Annotated in this window: 10 protein-coding genes and 1 pseudogene; 4 read left to right on the top strand and 7 right to left on the bottom strand. The window is 53.9% G+C overall.

The window, feature by feature from the left end:
- Nucleotides 1-32 precede the first annotated feature (32 nt).
- Nucleotides 33-2126 carry an EAL domain-containing protein gene (locus OCH02_RS05645; RefSeq protein ID WP_261430313.1) on the bottom strand — a complete coding sequence of 698 codons (2094 nt, stop codon included), beginning with the start codon at nucleotides 2124-2126 and terminating at the stop codon, nucleotides 33-35.
- A gap of 280 nt (nucleotides 2127-2406) precedes the next feature.
- On the bottom strand, nucleotides 2407-4842 hold the full coding sequence (locus OCH02_RS05640; protein ID WP_261430312.1) for a glucose/quinate/shikimate family membrane-bound PQQ-dependent dehydrogenase: 2436 nt from the start codon (nucleotides 4840-4842) through the stop codon (nucleotides 2407-2409).
- A gap of 565 nt (nucleotides 4843-5407) precedes the next feature.
- Between OCH02_RS05640 and OCH02_RS25470 the strand changes: the two are divergent.
- Nucleotides 5408-5506: pseudogene (locus OCH02_RS25470) on the top strand (hypothetical protein); the annotation flags it as partial.
- A 334-nt stretch (nucleotides 5507-5840) separates the two neighbouring features.
- On the opposite strand, the gene OCH02_RS05635 reads toward OCH02_RS25470, so the two are convergent.
- The gene (locus OCH02_RS05635) at nucleotides 5841-6773 is read right to left on the bottom strand and encodes a LysR family transcriptional regulator (RefSeq protein WP_261430311.1); all 933 of its coding nucleotides are present in this window, start codon (nucleotides 6771-6773) and stop codon (nucleotides 5841-5843) included.
- Between the two features lie 118 nt (nucleotides 6774-6891).
- Between OCH02_RS05635 and OCH02_RS05630 the strand changes: the two genes are divergently transcribed.
- Nucleotides 6892-7788, top strand: a complete 897-nt coding sequence (locus tag OCH02_RS05630) for a PhzF family phenazine biosynthesis protein (RefSeq protein WP_261430310.1) — start codon at nucleotides 6892-6894, stop codon at nucleotides 7786-7788.
- A 115-nt stretch (nucleotides 7789-7903) separates the two neighbouring features.
- Here OCH02_RS05630 and OCH02_RS05625 read toward each other — a convergent pair whose 3' ends face one another.
- Both OCH02_RS05625 and OCH02_RS05620 read right to left on the bottom strand, forming a co-directional pair.
- Nucleotides 7904-9376 (bottom strand): pyridoxal phosphate-dependent decarboxylase family protein, encoded by a 1473-nt coding sequence (locus OCH02_RS05625; RefSeq protein WP_261430309.1) that lies wholly within the window; start codon nucleotides 9374-9376, stop codon nucleotides 7904-7906.
- A 5-nt stretch (nucleotides 9377-9381) separates the two neighbouring features.
- Nucleotides 9382-10773 (bottom strand): diaminobutyrate--2-oxoglutarate transaminase, encoded by a 1392-nt coding sequence (locus tag OCH02_RS05620; RefSeq protein ID WP_261430800.1) that lies wholly within the window; start codon nucleotides 10771-10773, stop codon nucleotides 9382-9384.
- Nucleotides 10774-11385: 612 nt separating this feature from the next.
- On the opposite strand from OCH02_RS05620, the gene OCH02_RS05615 reads away from it, so the two are divergent.
- The gene (locus tag OCH02_RS05615; protein ID WP_261430308.1) at nucleotides 11386-13260 is read left to right on the top strand and encodes a diguanylate cyclase domain-containing protein; all 1875 of its coding nucleotides are present in this window, start codon (nucleotides 11386-11388) and stop codon (nucleotides 13258-13260) included.
- A gap of 139 nt (nucleotides 13261-13399) precedes the next feature.
- Nucleotides 13400-14608, top strand: a complete 1209-nt coding sequence (locus tag OCH02_RS05610) for an MFS transporter (protein ID WP_261430307.1) — start codon at nucleotides 13400-13402, stop codon at nucleotides 14606-14608.
- Between the two features lie 35 nt (nucleotides 14609-14643).
- On the opposite strand, the gene OCH02_RS05605 is transcribed toward OCH02_RS05610, so the two are convergent.
- On the bottom strand, nucleotides 14644-15675 hold the full coding sequence (locus OCH02_RS05605; protein ID WP_261430306.1) for a HoxN/HupN/NixA family nickel/cobalt transporter: 1032 nt from the start codon (nucleotides 15673-15675) through the stop codon (nucleotides 14644-14646).
- A gap of 1 nt (nucleotide 15676) precedes the next feature.
- A complete protein-coding gene (hypF, locus tag OCH02_RS05600) occupies nucleotides 15677-17974 on the bottom strand; it encodes a carbamoyltransferase HypF (protein WP_261430305.1) in 2298 nt (765 codons plus the stop codon).
- Between the last annotated feature and the right edge of the window lie 7 nt (nucleotides 17975-17981).

Genomic DNA, 17981 nt, shown 5'->3' with positions numbered 1-17981 from the left:
TGGAAAGCTTAAAGCTTCCCACCACGGGAAGGTCAAGCGGTTATTTTAGGGGCCGGTCTCTTTAACAACATACTGAGCGCGCGGGGCGCCTCAACGGCCTGGCTAAACAGAAAACCCTGGCCCAAATGATATCCGGAATTGCACAGCGTTTGCCGCTGCTGTTCGGTTTCAATCCCTTCGGCAATGATATCGATGGATAACTTTTGCCCCAGAATACCCATACTTTCCACGATGCCTAAAATAGCCGCTTCGTGGTTCATGCGGCGGATAAAGTCGCGATCCAGTTTTATGCAGTCCAGCGGGTAGTTCATCAGGTGGGTTAAGGAAGAGTGCCCGGTGCCAAAATCATCGAGCGCAATCCGTATCCCCATTTCCTTGAGCATTTGCAAAGCGCGCAGCACATACTTCGAACCGTGCTTGTTGAAGGCGTGTTCGGTCACTTCCAGCTCAATCAGGTGGTGAGGGATGTTAAACATCTGCACGCGCTGCAGGAATGTTTCGGCGTAGCTATCGCGTAAAAATTCGATAGGGGAAGCGTTCAGTGACACTGGCAAAACTTCGGCACCAGAAGCAAGCCAGGTCGAGATATCGGTAAACACTTTCATCTGCATGGTTTCGCCGATTTTGGTTGCCAGTTCGTAATCGTTAAACGCTTCGCAGACGCTATCCGGCATCTGGATGCCGTTTTGCGGACAATACCAGCGCAGCAGGGCTTCAAAGCCGACAATGGCGCCGGTTGCCAGATTAACCTTGGGCTGATAGCTGGGGCGGATCTGCTTGTTACGCACAATCTGACGGGCGTGATTAAGCTGTGTCGCACGTTCCCTGGCTTTATCCATCATCTGCGGATTAAACATATAAACGCCGCCACGGCCGCCGTCTTTGAGTTCGTACAGGGCGGTATCGGCACATTTCATCAATTCTGACGCGTCACGGGCATCCTGCGGGTAGAGGGCTCCGCCAATACTCATGCCACAATTAAGCGCTTTACCGCCATGCGTGACCGGTGCTTCAAGTTGCAGCAGAAAGTTATTGGCGATTTTGAAAATATCCTGCTCGTTTTCAACGTCGCTGATCACTACCGCAAACTCATCGCCACCCAATCGTGAGACAAATGAGTTAGCGTTCAAATCAGCCTTGAGTCGCCGGGCCAATACGCGTAACAGATGATCGCCGGCATCGTGTCCCAGGGTATCGTTGACCAGCTTAAAGTGGTCGAGATCCAGCAAAATCAGCCCAAGCGATTTATTCGTGGCCAGCGAGCGTTTCATTTCCTGTCTTAATCTTTTCTTGAATAACCGCCGGTTGGGCAGACCGGTCAGTTCGTCATATTCACTGGCGATCAGTAAGCGTTTTTCAGCTATCCGCTGAGAGGTGACATCGCGTGAAACGCACAATATATTTTGTATCCGGGAGTCCTTGTCGATCACCGGAGTGAGGATATTATCCCAATGCTGCAATCTGCCATCCGGGGTGGCGCTAAGGCCGGCGAATCTGGCATTTTTCCCGCTTAACACCTTGCGTAGCGCTTTTTTGCCACGCTGGCGAACTTCTTGCTGCAGCAAACCCAACCAGGGCATGCCAAACTGCTGCCGGTTCTCATCTACGCCCAAAGCGATGCTGCCCGCTTTGTTCATATGCAGCAATGAACCATCATTATTAATCACTTTGATACAGTCGACGCTGGCATCCAGCATATTTTTCTGTGCCGCCAACGTCTCGGCAATGATTTGTTTTTCCAGCATTTGCTGATGGATATCGGTACAGCTGAGAAACCAACGACATTGAGCGGAGTTCGGGTCTTTTTTTACGCCGCACGACAGTAAAAACCAACGATACTCACCGCTGCAATGGCGCAGACGGGCCTGATAAACGAACGAGGTGATGGCGGTTATCGACTGTTGCCACAACGAGTTGATGTGCGCATAGTCATCCGGATGCAGGACTTTCAACCAGCAGGCGTCTTGGTTATCAAATGAAGCAAGGCCGGTATATTCACACCACAACGTATTGAAATGTCCCCCGAGGCTATTACCTACGCCAATGAGATTCGGCAAACCGTTAAATATTTCATTAGCCATATCAACAGGATGACTGCCATCACTGCGCTCGGGTAAAACACTCATTTGTCATTTCCTCTGAAAACCGCTCGGCATTCACACCAATAATATTTTTTGCCAGCGGAAATCATCATATAGCCTGGCCTGTGCAATAAAAAACCACCAGAGAGAATGAGAGATAATCCCGGTCAACACATTAGGAATACTCTCGTATTTATATTTTTTGACTCATCCAATTTTCTCCGGCTGTTTTCACTGTTAACTATCATTAACCCTTATATCGACAGATATAAAAAAGCCCCCGTGATTAAGCGGGGGCTGGTGTAATTATAGCTTATGGGAGAATTTATTTATCAAGCGCATAAGCAATGACGTAGTCGCCACGGTCTGGCGATTGGCGTGCGCCGCCGGCGGAGATCACAATGTATTGTTTGCCGGTGACCGGCGAAACATAGCTCATTGGCGTGCCGCCGCTGCCGACAGGCAAACGTGCCTTCCAGACTTCTTCACCGGTGGAAGAATCAAATGCTCGCAGGTAATAATCCTGAGTGCCTGCAATGAACACCAGGCCACCCTGAGTGGCTAGTGTGCCGCCCAGCGTTGGCATGCCAACCGGCATAGGTGCGCGCATTTTGATGCCGAATGGCCCGGTATCCTGCACCGTGCCGGCCGGGACTTGCCACACGACTTTCTGCGTTTTCAGATCGATGGCGGAGAGGGTGCCGAAAGGCGGTTTCTGGCATGGAATGCCCAGCGGTGACATAAAGCGGTTCTTGTTCACGCCGTAAGGGGTCCCTTTCAGCGGCACGGCCCCCATCCCGGCGTTGACCGACTCACCGCCGTTGCTGGCTGGCGCGTTTGCATCGGTTTTCTGCGGGATCATCTGTACCCACAGGCCCAGACGCATATCATTGGCAAAGATATAGTGGTTGTTTGGATCGGTCGACAAACCGCCCCAGTTCATGCCACCCAGCGAACCGGGGAAGCTGAGCGAGATATCGGTGTCTGGTGCGGTGAACAGCCCGTCATAACGCATCGATTTAAAGCTGATGCGGCACATCAGTTGATCGAACGGCGTTGCTCCCCACATGTCGGATTCGGTGAGTTTTTGATTGCCGATCTGCGGCATGCCGACAGAGAAGGGTTGAGTGGCCGAGTACTGCTCGCCAGGGATGGTGCGGGTTTTCACCGGCAGCTCTTTCACTTCGGTCAAAGGTTTACCGGTATGGCGATCCAGCACGAAGAGCTGCCCGGTTTTGGCACCAATCACCAGCGCCGGTTTGCTGGTGCCATCCTTCATTGGGAAGTCGATCAGGCTCGGCTGCATGGGCAGATCGAAGTCCCACAGGTCGTTATGAACGGTTTGATACACCCATTTTTCTTTACCGGTGGTGGCATCCAACGCCAGGATAGAGGCACCGTATTTGTGATCCAGTGCGTTGCGGTTAGCGCCCCACAGGTCAACAGAAGAGCTGCCCATGGGCAGGAACACGGTATTCATCGCCGGGTCGTAGGACATCGGCGCCCAGGAGTTCGGCGTACTGCGCACGAAGGTCTGCCCCGGTTTCAATGCCGAATTCGGATCTTGATTACCCGGGTCGAACGCCCAGCGCATTTCACCGGTGATCACGTCGAAACCACGCAGTACGCCGCCCGGCATATCGGTTTGCACGTTATCGGCCACGCGGCCGCCGACCACGATGGTGGTACCGGCCAGAGTAGGGGCAGAGGTCAGTTGGTATTTGGGATCTGCAGCATCCCCCAGACCGGCCTTAAGATCGACTACACCCTGGTTGCCAAAGTTCTGACAGAACTCGCCGTTATCGGCATTGATCGCCACCAGGCGTGCATCGATGGTGTTCATCAGAATACGGCGCTGGCAACTGTCACCGGCCGCCAAAGTAGCAGGTATGGCAGGCGTTGAACCCGGCACCGTCGGCGCCGGTATTGGCTTGGTAACATCAAAGTAGGCCAGGCCGCGACAACGGTTCCAGACTTGAGATTTCGCGTTGATTTCACGCTTCCAAATCTCTTTACCGCTGTCGGCATCGACGGCGATGACATTATTATGCGGCGTACACAGGAAGACGCGATTACCGATTTGCAGCGGCGTTTGCTGATCTTCCGCACCGTTGCCGTCCGGGCTTAACGGCGTATCGCCAGTGTGGAAGGTCCAGGCGACTTTCAGCTCTTTCACGTTGTCGCGGGTGATTTGGTCCAACGCCACGAAGCGGCTGCCGCCAGGGGTGTTGCCGTAGTTGTCCCAGTCTTTTTGCTGTTTGGCTTTATCCACCGGGATCAACGGCAAGGGTTTTCCGTTGAAAGCAACGGTAGGGTGTGGCTGGAACATCTGCACAAAGGTGCCAACCATGCCAACCGCCAGTACCGCGCTGAGCAGGTAGGACAGCTTCGCCAGCGGCGCCTTGCCTTCCGATTTACGCAGTGTCGGCCAGCCCAGCAAGGCCAGTAGCATCAAACCGGTAGGGACCATTAAGCGTGAAACCAGTGGCCAGAAATCGAAACCGGCATCGTACACCGACCAAATCAGCGTGCCGATAAACACCAGCAGGAACAGCACTACCGCCGAAGATTTACGGCGGAAGAATTGCACTGCGGCAAGTAGGGTGACGATACCGGCAATCAGGAAGTAGCTGCTGCCCCCCAACGAGACCAGCTTGCCACCGGCAATGGCAAAGAATAAGCCGACTACGGTCAGGATTATCCCCAATAAACAACACCATAGTTTACATTTTATACCCGGACGGGTATTTGATTCAGGCATGGCTGACAGACTCCAAGATAGTGTTTTTCTTCATGTTTACCTCGAGTGATCGCGATTTTGCGTCCGCCCAATCAAAACGGAATTGCAACGCGGGGATCACGCGACGGAATGAATATATTGTACCATTTGATTCGTTAGCGAGTTAAGGATATGTTGCTTTTTGGCGGTAATTGTTAGCCTGGCGTGCCGTAAGGGCACGTTGACGACCTCCGTGCCATGAGGTAGCAGTAAAACGATCCCGTTGACCAAAGCTTGAATATTTGCAGACAGAATAGGCCCCTTGGGGATAGGTGTTCCTGTTTACTTTAGCTGAAGTTGCGCCATGAGTGTTTTGAAAGTCTGTTTAATACCTGACTTAAGGTGCTGAAACATAGAGGTACCGATGAGACAGTTAATGACCTTGAGGTACTCAGAAATACTCGGGGTGACGACAAATTAAAGAGTATTGGTAATTCCTATGGCACCCAGGTATCACAAATGTATGCGAACGATTCCCTAATAATATCAGGGTTATGGTTTTGGACGGCGTGGTGGATATAACAGATGACGGTAAAAAGGGGATGGGCATGCCATTGCGCTTTACGACGTTAATCAATGTGTGGATGATGAGGTTGTTGATTATCTATTAAACCCTGATGTGGCCAGGGATAATAAGGGGTGCTAACTTTCATGAGCAGGGAATAGCCTATTTTGTGCTTATATTTTTGGGGCTTGTCATTACAAATTAATTAACCGCAACCTTTTCGGTTTTTTTAGTTACATAAGGTTAAGGAATTTAATTCATTACGTTAACATTCGCGTTCCACTGTGCAGTGTTTCGATTGATTGGGCGTCATCGTTTTACCTGCACTGCATAGTGGACGCTAACCCGATTCAGAGCCCTTTAAAGCGAAAGATGAAAAATCTTGGGGTAGGTTTAATACGTATTTTTCCATTGCCCATTGTTAGCCAATAAGCCCAACGTTCCCTCCGGCATTAATGCGCCCGACATCGTCCCCTTAAAACTCCCGAATTTCAAAACGCTGTTTAACCACGCGCAAGACTAACTGTCGCAGCCAGCGATGAGCCACATCGGCTTCCAAACGTGGATGCCACATTTGCGACACGGTAATGCCCTGAGTTTTTACCGGCAGTTCAAAAGCAAAGAGTGTAGCGGTACCGTCATTGCCCACCGGGTGATTGATCAGAAAAGAGGCGGGCACCAGCGCCACTAAATCAGAGGCCTGAGCCACCGCCAGCGCGGCGGGAAAGCTCGGTACTACGGCGGCGACCTTGCGTTCCAGCCCCAGTTCGGTCAGCGCCTGGTCTACCGGCCCGGTTAATAGCCCACGGCGTGAGGCAACCACATGACCACAGGCGGCATATTGTTGGGCCGTAATCTCGGGCTGTTGTTCAAATGGGTGGCCTTTGCGGACTACCGCAACAAATCGGTCACGGAACAGGGCCTGCAATCGAATTTCCGGCCCCATTACCCCCAGCACGCCAATCTCAAGATCGACCAGACCTTCGCGCAAATGGGTGGAGCTTTTCTCTGGCTTGGGGGCAAAACACAGGCGTACCAAAGGAGCTTCCTTTGCGGCCGCTGCGATCAGCACGGCGCCAAAGGCTTCGACAAACCCTTCGTTGGCACGCAGGGTAAAGGTTCTTTCCAGGCTTGATAAACTCAGATCTGATACCGCAGGACGCAGCACCGCGCGGGCTTCGAACACCGCGTTTTTTGTTCGCTCACGTATCTCTTCGGCATAGGGCGTCAACACCATATTGCGGCCGGCACGCACCAGTAAAGGATCGCCGGTGACCGTTCGCAGGCGGCTAAGCGTGCGGCTCATCGCAGAGGCGCTTAATTTAAGACGGCGGGCAGCACCCGCGACGCTACCCAGGGTAAGTAGGGCATCGAGAGCAATCAGTAAATTGAGATCGGGGTCTGTCATCGGGCATCCTGAGCTATCTTTCGCCGGCAAGTGCGGGTCAAAAACCGCAGATTCATAAATTGATGTATGCCATTTGGTAGAGCTATCATCAAGCATTATATATAACGGATTATGGCAAATGCTCAGAAGAGATGATGTGATACCACGGGCCTACAAACAGGTGGATGTATTTACCACTTCACCCTTGCAGGGAAATCCCTTGGCGGTGATCCTGGAGGCGGATGGGTTGAATGAAATGCAGATGCTTTCATTAGCTCGCTGGACCAACCTTTCAGAAACGACGTTTGTTTTCAAGCCGGTTAATCCGGCTGCAGATTATCAAGTGCGTATTTTTACCCCCGTAAAAGAGTTGCCCTTTGCCGGACATCCGACATTGGGTACGGCTCATGCATTATTGGAAGCTGGCCTGGTGACCAAACAGCCGGGGGTTATTATGCAAGAGTGCGGAATTGGACTGGTTGCGATTAATATCTTCCCTGAAGGAACACTGGCGTTTGCCGCACCTGAAGTCACGTTTCGAACGCTGGCTATTGAAGAAAAGGAACGGCTAATAGCGGCTTTTCAGCTTGCGGTTATTGATACAGACCTGATACCGGTGATTGCCGATATGGGCATTCGCTGGCTTATGGTACGTATGCCAAACGCTCAATCCTGCCTGACAATGACGCCGGATCAAGCCATGATTAAAAAGCTGCAAATTGATTGCCATGTTGATGGCGTAGTGATTTATGGTGCCTATTCATCTGGTAGTCCAGCCGATTACGAAATGCGAGCGTTTCTGGTTGAATGGGATAAGTTGGTAGAAGATCCAGTGACTGGCAGTGCTAATGCGTGCCTGGCCCGTTTGTTGAAGGCGACCAACTTCCCCGACGGTGGCCAGACAGCACAGGGGTATCAGGTTCGACAAGGTACCCAACTACATAGAGAAGGCCGGGTTAGCGTTCATTTTATTCACGATGAGGCATGGATTGGCGGGCAGAGTTGCACGCTGATTAATGGCTGGTTGAACATTTAGGCGTAGAATAATTCACTGATAGGCATCATTGATTTCACAGTGGGTGTTCATCAATAAATAAAAAGCCGATAACCCGCAAAGGTTATCGGCTTTTCGCTTGGTCAGGGCAGGTGGATTAGGCGGCAGGCAACTGCTGCGCGGTTTTTTCCACCAGTGCCAACAGGACTTTGATATCGTCCAGGCTGACCGTTGGGTTTAACAGCGTCATTTTCAGGCAGGTTACACCATTAAATTCGGTCACCCCGACGTTGGCACGACCTGACTCCAGCAAGGCATCACCAATTCGCTGGTTCAACAGTGCCACAGCGGCATCGCCGCTGGCGGCTAATGACTGCGGACGGTAGCGGAACAGCACGCTGGCCAACTGTGGCTGCATCACCAGTTCCAGCGCCGGTTGGTCGCCAATATAGTGGGCAACCTGTTGCGCCAGTGTTACGCCGTGATCGATGATCGCGGCGTATTGCTGTTGCCCTAATGCCTCCAGCCCCATCCACAGTTTTAAAGCGTCAAAACGGCGGGTGGTCTGCAAGGATTTGGACACCAGGTTAGGCACGCCCTGGGCTTCGTCGAATTCGGAGTTCAGGTAGGCCGCCTGATAGCGCATCAGCTCATAGTGACGGGCCTCTTTCAGCAGGAAGGCACCGCAACTGATGGTCTGGAAGAATTGTTTATGGAAGTCCAGGGTAATGGAATCCACTAATTCAATGCCGTCCAGATAGTCACGGTACTTCTCGGAAAGCAGCAGCGCGCCACCCCATGCCGCATCAACATGCACCCAGATCTGGTGTTCTGCCGCCAACTGCGCAATCGCACGCAGCGGGTCGATAGCACCGGCATCGGTGGTACCTGCGGTGGCAACAATCGCGAGGATCTGTTCGCCATTGGCCTGGGCTTGCGCCACTTTTTCGGCCAGGTCGTTCACATCCATCCGTGCGAATTGATCGGTTTTCACCAGAGTAACGGATTGATAACCCAGGCCGAGCAACGCCATGTTCTTTTGCACCGAGAAATGGGCGTTTTCAGAGCATAAGACTTTAATCTTGCGCAGGTTACCGACAAGTCCATCCTGTTGCACAGAGTGGCCCTGCTTGGCGAAGAAGGCATCGCGTGCCAGCATCAGCCCCATCAGATTGCTCTGGGTACCGCCGCTGGTAAACACGCCGGCATCGCCAGGCTGATATCCGACCTGGGTACGCAACCACTCAATCAGCTTCATCTCGATGATGGTGGCAGAAGGGCTTTGATCCCAGGAGTCCATGCTCTGGTTGGTGGCGTTGATCAGCACTTCCGCGGCCTGGCTAATCACCAGGCTTGGGCAATGCAAATGCGCGACACACTGTGGGTGATGCACCGACAGGCTGTCTTTTAAAAAGTACTCAATCGCGCGTTCGATCGCCGCCTGGTTGCCCAGGCCCTGAGGATTAAAATCAAGCGTAATGCGTTCACGCAGTTCGGCAACGGTTTTCCCCTGATACATCTCGGGTTGTTGCAGCCACTGCACCACCGCCTGACTGCTTTGCTCGATCGCTTGCTGGTAGGCTTCGGTGCTTTGCGCCGAAGCGGCCAGAATCGGGTTTAACCGGGACATCGAATTCACTCCATACCTACAGGTTTGACGCCGGCGGCTAACAGGGCCTGTTCAAATTTATCCAGGAAAATGCCCAGTTCGTCGTTGGTGATCAACAGCGAAGGCAGCAGGCGTAGTACGTTGCCGTTACGGCCGCCACGCTCGAGGATCAACCCGGCTTCGAAACATTTCTTCTGCAGCAGGGCAGACAACTGAGGATCTGCCGGGTAACAACCCATATGATCCTGGGCTTCATCCGGTTTAACGATTTCCATGCCAATCATCAAACCCAGGCCACGCACGTGGCCAATGGCCGGATAACGTTTTTGCAGCTCGGCCAGCTTGGCTTTCAGCCATTCGCCTTGTGCAGCGACCTTAGCGGCCACGTTGTTATCTTTAAGATGTTGCAGGGTAGTCAGGCCGGTGGCCATCGCCAGTTGGTTACCGCGGAAGGTGCCGGTATGGTGACCAGGTTCCCAGGCGTCAAATTCTTTCTTGATACCCAGAACGGCCAACGGCAAGCCGCCGCCTACCGCTTTGGACATCACGATGATGTCCGGCTCAATTCCGGCGTGTTCGAAGGCGAACAGTTTACCCGTACGGGCAAAGCCGGCCTGAACTTCGTCGATAATCAGCAGAATGCCGTGTTCCTGAGTCACTTTGCGAATGCGCTGCAACCATTCGACCGGAGCCGGGTTGACGCCGCCTTCACCCTGAACCGCTTCCAGGATGACCGCTGCAGGTTTGCGCACGCCGCTTTCGACATCATTAATCAGGTTTTCAAAATAGTAGGTCAGTGCTTTAACGCCGGCTTCGCCGCCGATACCCAGCGGGCAGCGGTACTCATGCGGGTAAGGCATAAACTGAACTTCCGGCATCATGCCGTTAATCGCTTCTTTCGGTGACAGGTTGCCTGTGACCGCCAGCGCGCCATGGGTCATGCCATGGTAACCGCCGGAGAAGCTGATCACGCCAGAACGGCCGGTGTGCTTTTTCGCCAGTTTCAGTGCGGCTTCAACCGCATCTGCGCCTGAAGGGCCACAGAACTGCAGGCAGTATTCCTGACCTTGTCCTGGCAATAAAGAGAGCAAATAAGCTGAGAACTGATCTTTCAACGGCGTTGTAAGATCGAGGGTATGTAACGGCAAGCCGCTGGTAATGACATTTTGGATGCTTTGGAGGATGTCAGGATGGTTATGACCCAGAGCCAGCGTACCCGCACCAGCCAGGCAATCAAGATATTGATTATTCTCAACATCGGTGATCCACACGCCTTGGGCTTTCGCAATTGCCAACGGCAATTTACGGGGGTAACTCCTGACATTCGATTCAAATTCGGCTTGTCTCGCCAAATATGTTTCGTTGTTTACATTTTCTAAATTCACACCGAAATTATCAATACGGACTTTATCCGTCATCATATCTCTCCTACAACTGGGGGTATCAGTAACGCCCTAGTTGAATTATTAAATTGAATGAGTCACTACCGTGAAAAAACGCGCCCAATATATGGCTTTTTACCCCCCGGCTCAATAGTTATTTAGCCGGGGGGTATTTAATATTTTTTCTATTAAAAACAATAAATTGGTGGTTTGTTGGCCAATAATGCTGCCGTATGCGCGTAACGGGAGAGTTGACAAGGCACGGAAAGTTCCCTCAGTAAAAGTAGAGGTACTAACCCAATGCACTTATTTTGCTGACAATTTTCTGATCGTGTCCGGGTTTACGCGTGGGTGTTTTTTAAGCAATAACTTATTATAAATAAATCGCTGCTTAGAAATTAAGCGAATTTAGACCGGCATAACCTGATTAAAAGAAGGGTTTTCTGTCGTTAAACCTAAAATATTGAGGGTTTTATTGACGTTTTGTCTGCATGATTAATTCCTCCCAAGGGTCAGTAAAACCAGCAGAACCGTCTAAGCTGAATGAAATAAGTCATTTACGGTGCGGTGTTAAGCCATTAAGGGTAACGGCTAGCCCATGCAGGTTGTGAATCAGCATCGCCCAGAAAGGATAAGCCGGAGCAATCTATGTACGAACCCTGTTTTCCAGAAAATGAAACCGAACGGCTATCGGTCCTGCACTCACTGAACATACTGGACACGAATTCGGTAGAGAAATTAGACCGGGTCACGCGCCTGGCCGCCAAATATTTTGGCGTCAGTATTGCCCTGATTTCGTTAATCGACCGTGAGCGCCAATGGTTCCTTTCTCGCTCGGGTTTGGAGGCACGGGAAACGCCACGCAATATTTCGTTTTGCGGTCACGCCATTTTGCAGCATGACGCGTTGGTGGTGCCGGATACCGCGGTTGACCCGCGTTTCTTTGACAACCCCTTGGTCACCGGCGGGCCAAAGATCGGTTTTTATGCCGGGCACCCCTTGTTGTCACTGGATGGTCTGCCGTTGGGCACCTTATGCATTATCGACGGTCATCCCCAGGCGTTTTCTTCTGAGATGGTGCATGATTTACGCGATTTTGCCGCCGTTATCGAAGAGTATTTGCACAGCATTGAGCGTGATATCTATACCGAGGATCTGAAATCCAACCTGCAACGTACCGAAGCCCTGTTTGAGCAGACCTTTTCACAGGCCGCAGTGGGCATGGCCCTGGTCTCATTGGAGGGATATTGGTTACGGGTGAATCCGCGGCTCTGTGAAATGTTGCAGTACTCTGAGCGGGCACTGTTGGAGCGTACCTTCCAGGACATTACCTATCGCGAAGACCTGCACAACGACCTCGGACTGTTGCAACAGTTATTGGCCAATGAAATAGACACCTATTCGATGGAAAAGCGCTATATGCGCGCTGATGGTACAACAATTTGGGTCCAACTGACGGTGTCGCTCAATCGTATGCCTAATGGCGAGCCTCATCACTTTATCTCGGTCATTGTCGATATCAGCGAGCGCAAAGCGGCAGAAGCTGACCTTTATGCGCTGCAACATGAGCTGGAAGACAGGGTAGTGACACGTACCCGTGAGTTGAATTTTGCCGTCAATAAACTCAATCTGGAGATTGCCAATCGGGCGCTCACCGAGCTGCAATTGAGTAGTGAAAAAGAACGTCTGCGGGCCATTACCGATAATATGCCGGCCTTGATCAGTCAGATTGACGCCAATGAACGTTTTCTGTTCGCCAACAGCGCTTACAAAAGCTGGTTTGACCTGGATGAATCTCAGCTCAATGCGATGACCGTACAGGCATTTATGGGCGACGAGGCTTATGCCGCAGCCAAGCCCATGATTGAACGGGCGTTACAGGGGGAAACCGTCAGTTTTGAGAATGAACTGCAAACGCGCCAGGGGACGGCGATCATTCATAACACCCTGGTACCCAGTGAAACCCAGGGCTTCTATATTCTTTCCATGGATATTACCGAGCTTAAACGTTTGCAGCGGCGGTTAGAGTACGACGTGTCTCATGACATGCTGACCGGGCTCACCAATCGGCGAGCTTTCCTGCTTCGGTTAGGCGCAACGCTGCAGGCTTGTTGCCCACAGCAGCAGATGGCTTTATTGTTTATCGACCTCGATGGTTTCAAAATGCTTAACGACAGCTTTGGCCATGATTTCGGCGATCTTATCCTGAAAACCTTCGCCGAGTTGCTCAGTGTCTGCGCCGGGCCTCATCACAGCGTTTCGCGCCTCGCCGGTGATGAGTTTACTGTCATCCTCTGGCCTTTGGCGCATCCACAGCTGCAGGTCAGTGCGTTTTGCGAGAGCATATTGGCCAGGCTGGCGGCGACGCAACAGGTTGGTAATCAAAAAGTGACGCTCTCCGCCAGTATCGGCGCAGCCATATCCTCAGGCGGCAACATGACGGCAGAAGCTCTGCTGACCAAAGCGGACGATGCCATGTATCGGGCCAAATCCGCCGGGAAAGGGACCTATTACATCCGTTAATCGGCGTGTATGACATTACTCCCAGTGAGTGTCCTCCGACAGAGGGGACATTAGCGCTTCTCTGACCAGCATTACGGCCTTTACTTCCCTTTTTTTTCAACCAATATGGTCCGACTGAAACGACAGTCTGGAGAAAAGTATGGCCAACCCGTATCGCGAACTGCTGACAACCCCGGGCGTAAAGGGGTTAGTGTTCGCGAGTTCTATCGCCCGTTTGCCACAGGCGATGATCGGTATCGGTATCATTACCATGCTGGTACAACAGAGCAGCCTTTATTGGTTGGCTGGGTCAGTGGCCGGCATATTTACGCTGGCAAACGCACTGATTGGCCCGCGGATTTCCAAACTGGTTGATCGGCAAGGGCAGCGGCGGGTGCTTCCCTGGGTTACCGCTTTCAGTATTGCCATGCTGCTGGCGTTGATGACAGCAGCACATCGGCAAGCCCCAATCCCGGTGCTTTTTATTTTTGCCGCACTGGCAGGCACAATGCCGAGCATGCCTGCGATGATCAGAGCGCGATGGACACTGCTTTTTCGTGGTAAACCCCAACTCCACACCGCGTTCTCCCTTGATACCGTGCTGGCAGAACTGACCTTCGTTATCGGTCCGCCTTTATCGATTGGCCTCAGCACCAGTCTTTTCGCCGCAGCAGGTCCGCTGGTGGCTGTTCTGCTAATGGTGATTGGCGTAACCATTTTTCTTCTGCAACGACAGACGGAACCTAAGGTGGTCAAAAATACGGGTGAGCATACAGGTTCAGCCTTGCGTATCCCCGGTATGAGTACCATTGTCTTGGCTCTTTTGGCGATGGGGGTGATAGGCGGTTCAATTGATGTGGCTGTAGTGGCTTTCGCCAATGTACAGGGTTGGCCAACGGCCGCCAGTTTGATTCTGGCCGCTTACGCACTTGGCTCGATGGTGGCGGGGCTGGCATTCGGCGCCGTCAGGCTAACTTTACCCATCGAGCGTCAATTCCTTGTCGGCATACTGCTAACCGCAGCCACGGCCGTATTGCCGATTCTTTCTGCGGATGTCTATATCATGATGGGAACGATCTTTGTGGCCGGTATGTCCTTTGCGCCGACCATGGTGATCGTCATGAATCTCGGCACTATCCTGGTGCCCCCGTCCAGGATCACCGAAGGACTGACGTGGATGACGACCGGCATCAGTATCGGCGTGGCGCTGGGTGCTGCGCTGGCGGGCCTGGTGGTTGATGCCTACGGCGCACGCGCAGGCTTCGGTATCCCTATTATTGCGGGGCTTGTCATGGTGGTGGTGGTACTTATTGGTTTACGCACACTTCGTGCCGCTTCTGTGACGCACGCCGAACCCATATTATCTTAAGGGGGCGGCAGCCTGCTGGGCTGCCGTCAGGGGGATTAGAGGGGCAGCGAATCATAGTTTTTGCGACGGTAATTCAGCGCGGACAACGCCCACAACGCCACAAATAACGCGATAGCGGCGTAACCGACGCTGCCCATGTGGTCATTGAGGACTTCAACGCCGTGCCACAGTCCGCCTTGTAACCCCAATTTGTCGACCAACAACCCCAAACCCTCCAGGCCGCCGATCACCAGAGCAATAGCCACGCTGGTGGCGGTAATGGTCATATTGTAATACAGCTTGCGGATCGGTTTATTGAAGGCCCAGCCATAAGCGCCGACCATCACAAAATTATCCAGCGAGTCAATCAGCGCCATACCGCTGGCGAACAGCAAGGGGAACAGCATAATCGACCAGACCGACAGGCCGGAGGTGGCACCCGCCGCGGAGATGCCCAACAGGCCGACTTCGGTGGCGGTATCGAACCCCAGGCCAAACAAAAAGCCGACCAGATACATATGCCAGCTTTTATTCACCAGATTAAAAGCAAAGCGATACAGGCGCGTCATCACGCCGCCGGTGCCGTTAACCAGCAGGGCAACATCTTGCTCCCCCCGTTTTTCCCCGCGTTTCACCTGCCGGAAAAGGCGATACACATCGCGGAAAATCAACCCGTTCAGCAGTGCCATGGCCAACAGAAACAGCGAGGAGATCAGCGTGCCCAGTGTCGCACCGTACTGATGCAGCCAGCCAATGCGATCGCCAAATGCCAATGAAGTGGCGGCAATGGCAATGCAGGCCAGGATCACGATGCTGGAGTGGCCCAAAGAGAAGAATGCGCCGACGGAAACCGGACGCTGGCCTTGCTGCATCAACTTGCGGGTGACGTTATCAATAGCGGCGATATGATCGGCATCCACCGCATGACGCAGTCCGTAGCCATAAGCCAGCAAAGCGGCAGCGATTAACGCCGGGTAGCGATGGAATGCGGCAAAAGCCGCTCCCCAGGCCAACAGATTTAGCGCCACCAGCGCCAGTAATAACCAAAAGGCGCGGGGATGAGTGTGGAAAAACTCGCGGTTTAACATGTCAGGTCCTGTCAAAGGTAGAAGAGGAAGCCGGAGAGTGTTGGGCGCAGGCGACCAGCGCCTGACCCAGCGCCAGCCCACCATCACCCGCAGGCAGTTGCTGTGGCAGCAGTAACTGTAAAGGGGCCAGATGGTGCTGCAGGCGTTGACGCAGCAGGCGGTTATGCAGCACGCCGCCGCTCAACGCCACATGCTCAATGCCATACTGCAGGGCAAAATGCTTGGCCAGCCTGGCAAAACCCTGCGCCAGCGCATCGTGAAAGGCCCAGGCCTGTTGCGGGGCGGGCGCTTGCCAGGCCAGCCATCGTTGCCAGAACGTGGCAAGATCAAATTGCACGCCTATCAGTGACAATGTCACCGGATGTGGGCAAGGCCCACCTTGGTGCGCCAGTGCTTCAAACCGGCTGGCCGCTTCGCCTTCCCAACTTTGTTGTGCCGGGGCACAGCCCAGGGCGGCGGCGGCGGCGTCAAACAAACGGCCACAGGAGGAGGCCAACGGGGCATTAATACCGGCATTAATCGCTTGCAGCAGCGGTCGCCATGGGTAAGCCAACAGCCGTTCGGCCTGAGGGTAGCTTTGCCAGTCCGGGACGAAGCGCGCGAAATGTGCCAACTGGTTACGCCAGGGCTGTTGTGCCGCAAGATCGCCGCCGGGTAGCGCCACGGCGGGCAATCCCCCCAGATGGCGGCAACGGCGGTAATCGACCAGCAGACACTCACCGCCCCAAAGGGCACCGCCCTGACCGTAGCCGAGACCATCCAGCGCCAGGCCGATCACGGTACCGCCCTCCAGTGGCCAACGATGCTCGGCCAGGCAAGCGGCCAGATGTGCATGATGATGCAGCACCGGGGTCACCGGCAGTGACTGCCGGGCTGCCCACTGGTGGCTGACATAACCGGGATGGGCATCGCTGGCCAGCCGTTGCGGTTGGCAATGGTACAAACCGGTGAAGTGCCTGATGGCCTGTTGCCACTGCTGCTGAATATCCTCTTGCTCTAAATCGCCAAAATGCGCGCCGAGCAGGGCCTGATTTCCCTGAACCAGACAAAAGGTATTTTTGCGATCGCCGCCCACCGCCAGCAGGGCCTGCTGGGCAGGGAAGCCGGGCGGCAGCGGCAGGGCGTCGGGAACGAATCCGCGTGCCCGGCGCAGCATTTCATGACCCTCGGGGAGCAAACGCACCAGCGAGTCGTCAGCGCGTTGCAGGATCTCGCGATCGTGCATCAGCCACAAATCGGCAATGTCGACCAAATCAGCCAAAGCCTGCTCATTGGTTAACGCCGGGGCACGGCCGCTGGCATTACCTGAGGTCATCACCAGGGGGCGCTGTATCGCCTGCATCAGTAAATGTTGAATCGGGTTGGCAGGCAACATCAGGCCGACCTCATCCAACCCCGGAGCCACGGCGGCAGACAGCGGTGAGTAAGGGGATTGGGGGACCAGTACCACAGGTGCGGCGGACGAAGTTAACACTTCCTGTAATTGCGTCTGGTCAACGCCGTTGGCGCAGCGTACCAGCCAGTCGGCATCCGGCAGCATCACCGCCAGCGGTTTACCCGGCCGCCGTTTACGCCGGCGCAGACGCTCGATGGCCTGGGTGTTGGTGGCGTCGCAAGCCAGGTGAAAACCGCCCAGGCCTTTGATCGCCACAATCTGCCCGGCGGCCAACGCCGCAACCGCCTGTTGTAGCGCATGATCTCCCTGATGCTGGGGCAGCCCTTGTGCCAGACAGCTAAACAACTGAGGGCCACAGTCGCTGCAGGCCACCGGTTGGGCATGAAAACGTCGATCCCGCGCAGCATGGTATTCCCAGGCGCAGCGTGGACAGAGGGTAAAGGGCGCCATGCTGGTTGCCGGACGATCGTAGGGCATGGCGCGAATAAGGGTAAAGCGGGGCCCGCAATGGGTGCAGTTGATAAAGGGATAACGGTAGCGCCGATCCTGCGGATCGTTCATTTCCTGCAGACATTGTGGGCAGGTCGCGGCATCCGGCACGATCTGGGTTGCCATGGAGCCATTCTGGCTGGGGCGGATACTGAAATCGCTGGGGGCTTGCAGCCAGGTAAACGAACGCTGCTGAATACGGTCGATTTGCGCCAACGGCGGTGCCTGGTGGTGTAACACGTGCAGGAATATCTCAAGATCGACGGGTTGCACCAGGCGAATTTCCACCCCGGCGCTGTCATTCCAGACTTCACCACGCAGGTTGAGCTGTTCGGCCAGTTGCCAGACAAAAGGCCGGAAGCCGACGCCCTGTACTTTGCCGCTGATGCGCAGCAGTAATCCTGAATGGGACATAGTTAAT

This window comes from Serratia quinivorans (genome assembly GCF_946227985.1).
GTDB classification, from domain to species: Bacteria; Pseudomonadota; Gammaproteobacteria; order Enterobacterales; family Enterobacteriaceae; genus Serratia; species Serratia quinivorans_A.
Note: the sequence above shows the minus strand (reverse complement) of the source record. Positions and strands in the feature narration are given on the sequence as shown.

Coding starts and splice junctions, on each gene's coding strand:
- OCH02_RS05645 (WP_261430313.1), bottom strand. CDS start 2,126: ATGAGTGTTTTACCCGAGCGCAGTGATGGCAGTCATCCTGTTGATATG.
- OCH02_RS05640 (WP_261430312.1), bottom strand. CDS start 4,842: ATGCCTGAATCAAATACCCGTCCGGGTATAAAATGTAAACTATGGTGT.
- OCH02_RS05635 (WP_261430311.1), bottom strand. CDS start 6,773: ATGACAGACCCCGATCTCAATTTACTGATTGCTCTCGATGCCCTACTT.
- OCH02_RS05630 (WP_261430310.1), top strand. CDS start 6,892: ATGCTCAGAAGAGATGATGTGATACCACGGGCCTACAAACAGGTGGAT.
- OCH02_RS05625 (WP_261430309.1), bottom strand. CDS start 9,376: ATGTCCCGGTTAAACCCGATTCTGGCCGCTTCGGCGCAAAGCACCGAA.
- OCH02_RS05620 (WP_261430800.1), bottom strand. CDS start 10,773: ATGACGGATAAAGTCCGTATTGATAATTTCGGTGTGAATTTAGAAAAT.
- OCH02_RS05615 (WP_261430308.1), top strand. CDS start 11,386: ATGTACGAACCCTGTTTTCCAGAAAATGAAACCGAACGGCTATCGGTC.
- OCH02_RS05610 (WP_261430307.1), top strand. CDS start 13,400: ATGGCCAACCCGTATCGCGAACTGCTGACAACCCCGGGCGTAAAGGGG.
- OCH02_RS05605 (WP_261430306.1), bottom strand. CDS start 15,675: ATGTTAAACCGCGAGTTTTTCCACACTCATCCCCGCGCCTTTTGGTTA.
- hypF (WP_261430305.1), bottom strand. CDS start 17,974: ATGTCCCATTCAGGATTACTGCTGCGCATCAGCGGCAAAGTACAGGGC.